Source organism: Kocuria carniphila, from assembly GCF_004136555.1.
GTDB lineage: Bacteria > Actinomycetota > Actinomycetes > Actinomycetales > Micrococcaceae > Kocuria > Kocuria carniphila.
This window is the reverse complement of record NZ_NOIT01000015.1, coordinates 36,734-49,497: the sequence shown is the minus strand read 5'-3', so window position 1 is coordinate 49,497 and position 12,764 is coordinate 36,734. Positions and strand designations below refer to the sequence as shown.

Annotated in this window: 8 protein-coding genes; 4 read left to right on the top strand and 4 right to left on the bottom strand. The window is 64.6% G+C overall.

Annotation, left to right across the window (positions count from 1 at the left end):
• Window positions 1-2 precede the first annotated feature (2 nt).
• Window positions 3-896 (bottom strand): zinc metalloprotease HtpX, encoded by an 894-nt coding sequence (htpX, locus tag EWV37_RS11750; RefSeq protein WP_129701781.1) that lies wholly within the window; start codon window positions 894-896, stop codon window positions 3-5.
• Between the two features lie 38 nt (window positions 897-934).
• Window positions 935-3,319: a sigma-70 family RNA polymerase sigma factor gene (locus tag EWV37_RS11745; RefSeq protein WP_129701779.1), complete on the bottom strand. Its 2,385-nt coding sequence runs from the start codon at window positions 3,317-3,319 to the stop codon at window positions 935-937.
• 442 nt (window positions 3,320-3,761) lie between these two features.
• On the opposite strand from EWV37_RS11745, the gene EWV37_RS11740 reads away from it, so the two are divergent.
• Entirely contained in the window at window positions 3,762-4,235 is a 474-nt protein-coding gene (locus EWV37_RS11740) for a Fur family transcriptional regulator (RefSeq protein WP_129701777.1), read from the top strand.
• Window positions 4,236-4,280: 45 nt separating this feature from the next.
• A complete protein-coding gene (locus EWV37_RS11735) occupies window positions 4,281-5,795 on the top strand; it encodes a catalase (protein ID WP_129701775.1) in 1,515 nt (504 codons plus the stop codon).
• 183 nt (window positions 5,796-5,978) lie between these two features.
• Here the strand turns inward: EWV37_RS11735 and EWV37_RS11730 are convergent, their stop codons facing one another.
• Together EWV37_RS11730 and EWV37_RS11725 are read right to left on the bottom strand one after the other, a co-directional pair.
• The gene (locus tag EWV37_RS11730) at window positions 5,979-8,690 is read right to left on the bottom strand and encodes an MMPL family transporter (protein ID WP_129701773.1); all 2,712 of its coding nucleotides are present in this window, start codon (window positions 8,688-8,690) and stop codon (window positions 5,979-5,981) included.
• The gene (locus EWV37_RS11725) at window positions 8,690-10,057 is read right to left on the bottom strand and encodes an SseB family protein (protein WP_129701771.1); all 1,368 of its coding nucleotides are present in this window, start codon (window positions 10,055-10,057) and stop codon (window positions 8,690-8,692) included. Before EWV37_RS11725 ends, EWV37_RS11730 begins: the two co-directional genes overlap by 1 nt.
• A gap of 189 nt (window positions 10,058-10,246) precedes the next feature.
• Between EWV37_RS11725 and EWV37_RS11720 the strand changes: the two genes are divergently transcribed.
• Both EWV37_RS11720 and rarD read left to right on the top strand, forming a co-directional pair.
• Window positions 10,247-11,674: a DUF6882 domain-containing protein gene (locus tag EWV37_RS11720; RefSeq protein WP_129701770.1), complete on the top strand. Its 1,428-nt coding sequence runs from the start codon at window positions 10,247-10,249 to the stop codon at window positions 11,672-11,674.
• Window positions 11,675-11,705: 31 nt separating this feature from the next.
• A complete protein-coding gene (rarD, locus tag EWV37_RS11715) occupies window positions 11,706-12,656 on the top strand; it encodes an EamA family transporter RarD (RefSeq protein WP_129701768.1) in 951 nt (316 codons plus the stop codon).
• Window positions 12,657-12,764: the final 108 nt, after the last annotated feature.

Below are 12,764 nucleotides of genomic sequence, written 5' to 3'. Positions count from 1 at the left end.
GATTAGCGACCGTAGTAACCGCCGCTACGCGCCATGTTCTCCAGGCGTGCCACCCGGTCATCGGTCGACGGGTGAGTGCGGAACATGCTCTTGAGGCCGCCACCGCGGAACGGGTTGGCGATCATCAGGTGCGAGGTGTTGACCACCTTCTGATCGTTGGGATTCATGGGGCGCTGGGAGGCACCACCCTCAATCTTGCGCAGCGCCGAAGCAAGTGCGAGGGGGTCACCGGTCAGCTGAGCCCCGTCTTGGTCGGCGTCGTATTCGCGGGTCCGCGAGATGGCCATCTGAATGACCATGGCCGCCACGGGTGCCAGGAATGCCATGAGCAGCGCGACCAACGGGTTTCCCCCACGGTCACCGCCGCGGCCACCAAAGATGGCGGCGAACTGCAAGAACTGCGCCGCCGACGTGATCAGACCCGCAACGGCCGCGGCTACCGATGAAGTCAGGATGTCCCGGTTGTAAACGTGCATCAACTCGTGGCCCAGCACTCCCCTGAGTTCCCGTTCGTCCAAGATCTGCAGAATGCCTTCAGTGCAGCACACGGCGGCATTCTCCGGGTTGCGTCCGGTCGCAAAGGCATTGGGGCTCATTGTGGGGGCAATGTACAAACGCGGCATGGGCTGGCCCGCCCGCTGGGAGAGCTCATGCACGATGCGGTACATGGTGGGCGCCTGCTGCGGCGTTACCTGGATCGCTCGCATGGAACGGATGGCCAGTTTGTCGGAGTTCCAGTAGCTGTACGCGGTACCGATCAGGCCGATCACGGCAAAAATCACGATGAACACCGAGCTGCGCGTTGCACCGGCAATGATTGCGCCGATGGCCAGCAGCACCGCCCACATGCCACCCAACAGCAGCACGGTTTTCAGCCCGTTGTAATGCTTGTGCATTCCACCTTCTCCTCCGCACCGGCATTACTACGCACAGATCACGGGCGCCCGCCGGTAAAGACAATGACGATCCATTCGGACAACGTCCAACCTTCTGGAAGTGTTCCCCACCAGCCTGTGACATCGCCGGGATTCTCCGCGCTATCCGCGTTTCGATCGCCCACGTCCTCAGCCGGGGGCAGCACGGGTTCAACAGTCGGTACAGCTGGCGACGGCGCATTGGGATTCACCGCGGGAGCGGTGGGTTGGGTGCCCGGCCCGTCCAGCGGCGGGTTTTCAGGCAACGACGGCGCTCCCGGCCTCACCGGCGCGCCCACCTCCGGGGCGCCCGGCTGGGGTTGCGGATTGTCCGGGTTCGTATTGTCGGTTCCCTCAGGAGCCGCGTTCCCATTCCCGTTGCCGTTGCCATTCCCATTCCCGTTGCCCGGGTTACCAGAATTCCCTGGGCTGTCGTTGCCGCTGTTGTCCTCGCCCGGGAGCTCTGGAACATCCGTACCTGGAATATCCGTACCTGGAATATCCGTACCTGGATCGTCTGTATCCGGATCGCCGGGTACAGGATCGCCGGGTACTGGGTCTTCAATGACAGGTACTTCAGGAACAGGGGTGATCAACGGATCCGGAGTGTCAATGGGTCCGGGAATCTCGGGCGTCCCATCTTCTTCATCACTGTCAAGCGGGTCCACGACCGGGCCGTCTAGAGGACCCGTATCTTCCGAAACCGGAGGTTCAAGAGGCAGCTCAGGGGCCGGCAGGGTGGGAATGAATGGCACGTCGAGCTGGGGAATATCGGTATCCCCAGGCAACGAGGGCATGTCGATGCCCGAAGGGGTATCTCTCGAAGACGACGAGTCCCGGCCCGAGTCCCGGTCCGAGTACGGGGGCAGTAACGCACCAGTGCCAGCGAGGACGTCACCGGGCTGCTCGCCGCTGGCTCTCTCACCGCCGACACTCGGACTTTGTGCCCCGAGCGGCGCACCGGTCACATCGGATTCTTTCCCGTCCGATCCGCCGTTGGATTCGCCTTCTGCCTTATCGGCACCCGCGTTTGCTTGGCGGCCGCCGGAATCGCCAGCGGGGGGATCAGCCTTGTCGTTGCCACCGGCTTCCGCCTGGCCCTCGGCTTCATCGGAGGTATCGGATCCGGCAGAAGAACCTGGGCCGCCACCGGAGTCAACATCCGAGGACCCGCCCGCAGAGCCAGCAGAACCCCCGGCGGTATCGCCGGTAGCTGCGCCCTCTCCTGTACCGGCTCCGGCAGGCCCATCCGCGGCCGGCTGCGCCTGCCGAGTGATCTCCACTTCGGACGAGTCCGGTTGGACCGCAGTCACGATGCCCGCGGTGCCCGCTCCGGCAACGGCTACACCAGCCGCCGCGAGAATGACCTTGGTGGCCGAGCCTGCCAGGAACCCGCTGGCTGCAGTAGTGGCGACCGCCCCCGACGCCGCCGCTCCCGCGCTGCCTACAGACGTTGCCGTGGCCGTGGCCACTGCAGGAACTGAGGCGCCCTCGGCACCGGCCCCGAGCGGCGCCGTCGTCCCGGACAACCAACCCGAGACGCCAGCGGCGCCCCCGGCACCCGCCGCGCCGAGTGCGGCAATTAGCCGTTCCGAGGCATCGCCCCAGAGAGGCAGACCAGCCAGGATGGGCAGGATCCAGCCGCGCAGGCCCACACCCAGGTCCTGGAGCTGAAGGTATTCGGCGGTGCACCGTTCGCAGGAATCGAGGTGGTCCTGCATGAGCTTCATCTTGGACGGCGTGAGCGTGCCGCGCACGAACGCTCCCAGCTGCGCGGAGTAGTCACCGCATTCCTCGAGCGCCTGAGCGGACACGTGCTGCTGCATGTACGCGGTGCGGAGGCCATCGCGGGCGCGCTTTCCCAGTGCGGAAACAGCATTGGGTTGCATACCCACCGCGGAGGCGACCTGGCGGGGCCGATATCCCTCGATCTCCAGGTACCACAGCACCTCTTGCCAACGCTCGGGCAGTGAGGCGAAAGCCCTGGCAACCACGGCGGCGTCGACCTGTCGCACCAGGGTGTCGTCGAAGAGCTGGACACGATCCAGTTTGCCCTGTTCTTGGGGTTCCTGCGGTTGGGTCCGATTGAGGTCATTGGCCCGATCGGCGGCCAAGCGTGAAACAGCGGTGACAAGGTAGGCGCGCAAGAACTGTCGCGGACCACCACCGGATTTCAGGAGCGTGAGCACACGGGTGAAGGCCTCCGAGGTGATGTCCTCGGCCTCGGCCTGGCTGTGGGTGTGTAAACGGGCTACGGCGAACACCGCGCCACGATGACGTTCGTACAGCTCACCGAACGCCTGGTTATCCCCGTTTCGGACAGCGTCGAGCAACGGCTCGTCGTTGGCCGCTGGTGTCGAATTCTGCTGGCCGTCCCTCGGAGTGGGACGTCGGTGATGTTCCATGGCGCCTTAAGGGTGCTGGCAGGTCCATCTATTGTGTCAGCACACCGGCACTACGTGGCTTGAGATACCGACTGTGACAAAACCGATACCAAGTGTTTCAAGAGGTGGGCCGGGGGTGCGGTGTCTCCCCTCGCCCGCACCCCCGTCTCCTATGTCACCCGTCTCTCCCCCATCCCGAGCAGCCCACTCGGAAGTTGGTCGCTCTAGCCCACCGCGACGCAGGGCCCTCCCCGGTCCTTGTGCTCCGACTGCGGCGGTACGGCGACCTCCGAGCGAAAAGGCCGTCCGGAATCACACGCAGCCCGCGCGAGATTCACTATGTAGACAGCCGAACGTGCGAATCGTGACGCGAAAACCGAAAAGATTTTTGGAACCCTCCGAGTGAGACGCACGCCACTCAGCTCTATTGTGAGCTACTCAAAATAAAGTTATGGTGGTTGCCATGGAGACCACGCAGACAGGCGCAAGCCACCCCTCACAGCAGGAGTGGGCCGAGCAGCTGCGTTCGAACGGACGCAGGGTCACCAAACAACGTCTCGCGGTACTCGACGCGGTGGACGCAATGCCTCACGCCACGGCGGACGACACCGTACGGCGGGTCCGTCAGGTCCTACCGAACATCTCTGTTCAGTCCATCTACGTGGTCCTCACGGATCTCACGGCCATTGGCATGGTGTCCAAGTTCGAACCGCCCGGCTCTCCTGCGCGCTACGAAACCCGCACCGGAGACAACCACCATCACGCGTATTGCATCAACTGCGGAATGATCGCGGATGTCGCGTGCGCGGTGGGGCACTCGCCGTGCCTCACGCCCTCGGAGGACCACGGCATGAAACTGCTGTCCGCCGAGGTGGTGTATCGGGGGATCTGCGCGCAATGTCAGCAAGACATGGCGAACAGCTCCGCCGTTCAGTAATTGACCGCACGTCCGTCGGATCCCGTCCATCACCCAGGAGGAACCATGTCTGACACCACTCCCCATGAACACGGCCTGCGAATGACTGGCTCGGCCACCACCGACCAGTTGGGTAAGAAAGTAGCGTCCGACGAGCACTCGCTGTCTGTCGGTGCTGACGGCCCCATCGTTCTCCATGACTCTTACGTGGTCGAGAAGCTCGCGGCTTTTGACCGAGAGCGCGTTCCGGAGCGAGTGGTGCATGCCAAGGGCTCCGGGGCTTTCGGTGAACTCGAAATCACCGAGGACGTCTCCCAATACACCAAAGCTGCCGTGTTCCAGCCGGGTACCAAGACTCCTATGCTGGCTCGTTTCTCGCAGGTGGCCGGCGAGCAGGGCTCTCCGGATACCTGGCGCGATCCCCGCGGTTTCTCGCTGAAGTTCTACACGACCGACGGCAACTTCGACATCGTGGGTAACAACACCCCGGTCTTCTTCGTCCGTGACGGCATCAAGTTCCCGGACTTCATCCACTCCCAGAAGCGGCTTCCGGGCTCGGCACTGCGTGACAACACCATGCAGTGGGATTTCTGGACCCAATCCCCCGAGTCCGCCCACCAGGTGACCTATCTGATGGGCCCCCGCGGTATCCCCAGGTCCTACCGTCACATGAACGGTTACGGCTCGCACACCTTCCAATGGGTCAACGAGGCCGGCGAACGTTTTTGGGTCAAGTACCACTTCGTTTCGGACCAGGGCGTCGAATGTTTGACCGGTGATGAGGCCGAGAAAATCGCCGGCGCGGACGCAGACGCCCACCGCCGCGATCTTTACGAAGCCATCGAGAACGGCGACTTCCCCTCGTGGACCGTGTACGTGCAGATCATGCCGTACGAGGATGCCAAGACCTACCGGTTCAACCCGTTCGACGTCACCAAGACGGTCTCCAAGAAGGACTACCCCCGCATTAAGGTGGGTAAGTTCACCCTGAACCAGAACCCCCTGAATTACTTCGCTCAGATCGAGCAGGCTGCGTTCTCCCCGGGTAATACGGTCCCGGGCGTGGAGATCTCCCCGGACAAGATGCTGATGACCCGCGTGTTCTCCTACCCGGACACCCACCGTCACCGCATCGGCGCGAACTTCGCGGATCTGCCCGTGAACTACCCGTACCGTTCCGAGCAGAACTCCTACTCGCACGACGGCCCCATGCGCTACTCGTTCAAGCACCCCAATCAGCCGGTTTACGCCCCCAATACCACGGGTGGCCCGGTGGCCGGTGGCAAGGATGCCGCTGATGAGCTGCGTTGGGAATCCGACAGCGATATGCTGCGCGCCGCGGCCACCCTGCACTCCGAGGACGACGACTTCGGTCAGGCGGGCACGCTGTACCGCGAGGTCTTCAACGACGAAGAGAAGGCCATGACGGTCGAAAACATCGCGGGTCACGTGGGTGATGTGGCCGACGAGGCCATCCAGGAACGCGCCTTCCAATACTGGGAGAACGTTGACGCCGACCTCGGCAAACGCGTACGCGAAGCCGTTGCTCGCGATGCCGGCAACGACGCGTACGGCATCTGATCGCCCGTTCGCTCGGGCCGGTCAGTAGCTGATCAACCAGTCACCGAGCAGAAGGTCCCGTTCCCGTTTCACGCGGGGACGGGACCTCACTCGTTCCGGGGCCACTTCCTTGTTCCTGGTCAACTGCCTCCTGGCCCACCTTGTCCCGACCCATTCCGCGGCCTCATGGACGACGCCGCCGCCTCAGACGGTCTCGACCAACATCTCCCGGCCCTTCCGGTCTTCGGCGGCAAGACGCTCATTGAGTTTCTCGCCTTCCACGTCCACGTTGGGCAGGATCCGGTCCAGCCAGCGCGGCAGCCACCACGCGTGTTTGCCGAGCAGCTGCATGGTGGCGGGGATGAACGTGGTGCGAATCAGGAACGCATCCATGGCCACGCCGAACGCCAGGGCGAACCCGATGGGCCGCACCACGGACACGTGGGCGAAGATGAAGCCTGCGAAAACGGACACCATGATCACACCGCACGCGGTCACCACGGTGCCGCCCTGTCGATAACCGACCCGCACGGCGTCGTGCGCCTCGAAGCCTCGCATGTACGCCTCGCGCATGCCCGAGACAATGAAGATCTGATAGTCCACGGACAGCCCGAACAGCACCCCCACCAGCAGGATGGGCAGGAACGCCAGAATGGGTCCGGGGTCGTGCACGCCGAAGAAGTCAGCTCCCCAGCCCATTTGGTAGACCATGACCACCGCGCCGAAACTAGCGACGGTGGAGAAGATGAAGCCCAGCGTGGCCATCACGGGCACCCAGATCGAGCGGAACACCAGCAGCATGATGACCAGGCACAGCACCAGCACAATGGCCATGTAGACGGGCAGGGCGGCGTTGAGCGTGTCCGAAATGTCGATGTTGGCCACGGTCTGCCCGGTGAATCCCACGTCGGTGCCGGTCGCGTCCTGAATCTCCTCACGCTGGTCCCGCAGATCTTTGACGAGTTCTTCGGTGCGAGAATCCGCCGGACCGGTCTCCGGTGTCACGGTCACGATCGCGGTGCGGAAGTCGTCGCTGATGGTCGCCGGTACCGCGGTGACCACACCGTCCATGCCCGCGATGTATTCGGAGACCTCCACGGCGGCCCCGGTGGCCCGCTCGCGGGTCGGGCTTTCATCCGGCAGCGACACCATGGTCACGATGGGAGCGTTGGCCCCCGCGCCGAAGTTCTCGGAGACCACGTGGTAGGCGGTGTTGGCGGTGGACCCGGGAGGTTCCGCGGCACCGTCGGGCAGGCCGAGCCGCAATTGCATGGCCGGCAGTGCCAGGGCCAGAAGCACGACCACTGCCACAGCGATCATCGCAATGGGATGCTGCGTCACAAACGCACCCCACCCCTTGTTGGCGCGCGCCAGGGCGAGGGCTTCCGGTTTGTTGCCGGCGGCCAGGGCCTCGCGCCGGACATCGGCTTCGATGCGCTGGGCCTGGGCTCGCGCGGACATTCGGGAAGCCCGCTCACCCGCCGACGCCGCTGGGCCCACCTCACGTTGTCGAGCCACCTTCTCGCCGTGTTCGGTGAACCCGCGCTCGCGCCATTTCTTGGCGGGCACTGCACGGTGGCCGACCAAGGACAACAACGCCGGGGTCACGGTGACCGAGGCCAGGATGACGAGCATGACGGTGCCCGCGCCGGCCAAGCCCATGGTCCCCAGGAAGGGGATGCCCACGGTGGCCAGGGCCGCCAGGGCAATCACGTTGGTCAAGCCCGCGAAGAGCACGGACGTGCCCGCGGTGCCGGTGGCCCGCGCAATGGATTCCCGCAGCGGGATTCCGTCGAGCAGGTTGGTGCGGTGTCTGTGGGTGATGAGCAGTGCGTAGTCGATCCCCAGGCCCATGCCCAGCATGAGCGCGAGCACCGGATCGGTGGCGGTCATGTCCACCACGGAGGACAACGCGTAGACCAGGGCCACTCCGGTGCCGCACCCGATCACGGCGCTGACCACGGGCAGCCCGGCCATGACGATACTGCCCAGCACGATGAACAGGACGACGGCCGCCACCGCAATACCGATCAGCTCCGTGGAGCCCACGAGCCCTGAGACGTCCTGGGTGATCTCCACGGAATAGTCTGCAACGACACCTGCTGGCAGCGCCCCACTGATCGCCGAGGTGACGTGATCGCGTTCTTCAGCGCTCATGGACGTGGTGCTCTCCGAGAAATCCACGACCCCTCGGGCGACTGTCCCGTCCTCATTGACGAATCGTTGTTCCTCGGTGAGCGCCGTCTGACGCTGGGCCGTACTCAGTTCTTCCGACCGTGACTCGAGTTCCTGCCGGGAGTCCCGGAGCTGAGCCTCGCCCTGCTCGAGCTGACTCTGGCCGTCCTCGAGTTGCTCGATCTGATCGGCCATGGCGGGATTCGCCTGAGCCGCTTGCTCTCTACTCGGGTTTCCCGGCAACTGCTCCAGGGACCGGTCCAGCTGTTGCGAAGCGCGGTCCAGGTCGCGGCGCTGCTGCTCGAGCTCACGTTCGCCACGTTGGAGCTCGTCTTGACCCGAGTCCAGTTGTTGCTGCCCCTCGGCCACGCTCCGCGCGGCATCGTCCAGTTGCTCTTGCGCCTCGAAGGGATCCGTGATCGAAGAAATGACCGGGACGTCCTCAACGGCACCGTCCAGGGCCGAAGTGATCTCTTCCCGCTCCTTATCGGAAAACGCTTGACCGCCCGTCGTACGGAACACCACGGTGCCCGAGCCGAAGGTGGCCTCCGGCATGCGCTCGTTCATCTCGTCCAGCACCCGCTGATACGGGGCGTCCGGAACCGAGTACTGGCTACTGGTTCCCTTGGCGAACACGAATGCCGCTGCTCCGGCGAGTGCAAGGATCATGAGCCACACGATCATGACGGCCGGAGCTTTCCGGGCACACCAGGCGCCTACCCGGTACAGCAGCGTGGCCATTAGTGCTGTTCGTCTTGCTGTTGGTTCTCCTGCTGTGCGACCAGCTCGAGAAGCTCTCGCAACTGCTGGGTGGGAATCGTAGCCACCGGCGGCAGCGCATTCACGCACATGCCCGCCGCACCCGAATCCACCACGAACTTCAACACTTCACGCGAGGGTGCCGCGCGAACTTGCAGGCTGGTGTCCAGGGCCGCAATTTCCGCGGCGGAGGTGAACACCATGATGGTGTCCGGCGCCGCGTTGGGGTCCTCCGGTTGGACCATCACCGGCATGGACTTGCCGTCCTGATCCCGTGTTCCGAACAGCAACTGACCGTTGGGGTTGAGGACGGCCGCGAGCAAGCCGGACATGTTGTTGTCCAGCAGGGCTTCCTTGACCGGTCGGTTCTGCGGGGTCCTGTTGACCCATTCGATTTGTTCGCGCTTGATGCGCATGGGGTTTTCTCCCCCGGGGTCATACACCAGCTCGTCATACTGCGGGTCCGTGGCGACCATGTTGAGCACGGCCCCGGACGGCTGTCGGAACAGCACGGGTTCGGTCTTCTCGGAGTCCTTGTTGTTCTCACGGAACACCGTGCGCGCTTCTTCGGTGGTCGTGTAGACCGCCAACGCACGGGTGCCGTCCTTCTGCCCCAGGGCCTGCACACGAATATTGGATTCCGGACCCACAGGCTGGCCGTCTTCGCCCGGCACCAGGTCGGAACCGGTGATGTCCAGCAGCACCATTCCGGTCATGGCCTCGCGGAGCACATTGGCCATGGCCTGGTCCACGGGGTTCGCGACGTACTGGGCGATGGCCGCGCGCAACCGGGGGTGGGCGTCGTCGGCCTGGGCGCTCTGGTCCTCGGCGGGGTCGACGAACTCGAGGTCGATTCCCTGTTCCCCCGTGATGCCGATGGCCCACTCGGGCGTGCGTGCCACGGTGCGAGGGTAGGTGCCGAGATGCGTGGCAATGTCCTGGGCTCCGTACCGGCCTTCGTTCGAGAATTGCGGTGGCAGGTCGTGGTAGTTGTACCGAGCGGCGAATCGGTATTCAGGGTCTGGCCAACCCTTCGCAGCGATCGTGACGCTTGTGGAGAACCACGTCCCGCGTCCCTTGAGGTAGCAACTGCGTTGCAACTCTTCGAGTGAATCCAACACGGGGCTGCCCTGTTTAATGGGCCCGGCCGCACCGGGGATAGCCGTGCCGTCCCGGTTCTCCGCAACTCGCAAGTACACGCGATCACCCTGCGGCTTGAAATCGACACGCATGGAGTCCCAGCCGGACTCGGTCCGAAGCACGGACAGCACCCAACGCCCGATCTCCGCCACCAGCTCTCGTTCGCTGCGTGTACCGGAGTTCTGTTCGGCGTGCGGAGTTGAGGTCATGGTGAGTAGGTGTCCCTTCGGCCCGGCAACGCGGCGCCCATTGGTAGAGCGGGATTCCCCCGCGTTCCTCTGCAAACAACCCTATCGAACGCGGCCGCGACGTCAGCAGCCTGAGATCTTTCTGCCAGACGCGGTCAAAACCGCCATGGGCTGCACAGAGGGGCCGTGCCAGTTGTTAGCCTGGGTGGTATGACAAAAACGTTGCAGGAGCTGATCGACGCTTCGATTTTCATCTCCACCGAATACCAGGCAGTGCTGGCGGAACTGTCTCAGGGTGCGGATTGGGACGTGGATTTTTCCGCGCCGTCGTTCACCCTGCAGACGACCCCGCCGGTCACACTCACCCCGTACCTGTTGGGCACCGAGTCCGCCTCCCGCGGTAGCTGGATCTGGTCCTGGCAGGAACTGGGTCACTTCAACCCTGAGGTCGTCTCCGCAGCCGTCCAGGCCAAGGAGGCCGGCCAGCGGCTGGAAGTCGACGAACTCACCACCGACGAACAGCCCATCCAGGATGGCTTGGCACGTCGCTTGACCTTGGCCTCCAAGGCCGTCACGGGTCTGTACGCCCACTACCCCGCACGCGCCGGTGGCAACATCACCGCGTGGTTGTTGCTCGAGGGCGATGCTTTCGAGCTGCCCCGCCTGACCGAGCAGCGCATGATGCAGGTGATCGGCGAGTCCCTGACCACCGACACCGCCGTGGACCACAATCTGGCCGTGAACAGCTATGCCGCCCTGCGAGGCGCTCACGTCGAGTGGGACACGGATGCAACGTGCGTGGTCACCGTTCACGACGGCGCTCAGCGCTTCTGGTTCGATGATCACCAGATCACCGGGGTGGAACCCGCCGAACCTTCCGTCGGTGAGAAGGAACTCGAGGAGCTCGAGCGCCAGGCCGAGACCCACCGCGAGGCCCTGCGCGAGGATCGCCAGGTCGCCATGAAGCTCGCCGTTCAGCTGGGCGAGCTGCAACGTGCCGAGGCCGAGGAGAAGAACGAGCGCGAACGCGAGGCCGCTGAGAACGAGCGTCGTGAGCGCGAGGCGGCCAGGGCGGCGTCGGCGACCGAGGAAGAGCCCCTGCCCCAGAAGCTGTCCACCGAGGACATTTCGGCTCCCGAACCGGAACAGCCCGAGGACGACGTTGCGGTTCCCGCGAGCGAGGTGCGCGACGGCGATCGCCCGTTCGACCAGGAGCCCACCCAGGAACCGGCCGTTCCCGGTCGTGTGCAGACAACCGTGCTGCCGGATCCGGAAGACAAGGGCGAGCCCACTGCGGGCCCGCAGGCGTCCCCGCAGCCGGACACCACCACCATGGCGCGCATCCCCGAGCCGGACCTGGCTGCTTCCCAGCCGGGTATCCCGCGCGAGGAAGAAACCGTCGTGGCCGATCGTGGACGTGACGAGCGCGAGGTCGTGGAGGTTCGCGAAGACCTCGAGATCCGTGAGGTGCGCGAGCAGGACGCCGCCGCCCGCCGGGAAACCGTGGCCGGCCCCGATGCCGCCGAGGACATCTCCGCTCCCGCCGTGGTCGACGGCGAAGAAGTGGAGACCAACGAGCAGTTGGAAAAGAAGGGCGAAAAGAAGAAGGGCTTCTTCAGTCGTTTCTTCGGAGTGTGATCGAGTGGCCGTCCGCCGTTAGGATCGGACGGTGACTTATAACGCTGAGACCGGCTCGGGACCTGATCGTAAGAAAAGGACCCGGGCCGGTTTTCTGTACGGGTTCGGCGCCTACGGCCTGTGGGGCCTGCTGCCTCTGTACTTCGTGCTCCTGCTGCCCGCCACCGCGTACGAGATCGTCTCGATGCGGGTGCTGTTCTCTGTGCTGTTCTGCCTGATTCTGCTGGCACTCACGAGGTCCCTGGGCACGCTGGTGCGGCTCTTCCGGGACGGCAAGGCGGTCATTGCGCTGGTGATCGCGGGTGTACTGATCGCCACGAACTGGCTGCTGTACGTCGTGGCCACCACCACCGGCCACACGCTGGAAGCCTCCCTGGGGTACTTCATCAACCCCATCGTGGCGGTCCTGCTGGGCGTGATCGTCCTGCGCGAGAAGCTCCGGCCCCTGCAGTGGGCTGCGATAGCGGTGGGCTTTCTGGCCGTGCTCATCATGTCCGTGGTCTACGGATCCGTGCCGTGGCTGTCGCTGGCCCTGGCCTTCTCATTCGGCTTCTACGGGCTGGTGAAATCAACGATCGGCGGCCGTTATCCGGCACTCGTCACGCTTACCGGTGAGACTGCGGCGATCGCTCCCCTGGCGTTGGCGGCCGTATTCTTCCTGAACTCCGACGGTCAGATCACGTTGTTCTCCGAGGGCGCGGGCCACTTCTGGCTGCTGGCGTCCTCCGGCATCATCACGGCGGTCCCCCTGCTGCTCTTCGGATCCGCGGCCGCCCGGCTGCCCCTGAGCACCGTGGGCATGATCCAGTACGTGGCACCGATCGGCCAGTTCATCTTGGCCATCACCGTGCTCAACGAGTCCATGCCGCTGGAGCGCTGGATCGGTTTCGGTATCGTGTGGTGCGCCGTGCTCCTCATGATTCTCGACGCCGTTCGCGCACCTCGCGCACGCAGGCTGCAGCGCGAGCGGGACGCGGCCTAGCCCCTGCTCCTGCGCGGGCACGGCGAAGGCCGGGGCGCACCGGGATTCCTCGTGGAATCCGGGCTGGCCCCGGCCCTCATCATGCGTTCGCCTCGTGACGACGGCGCC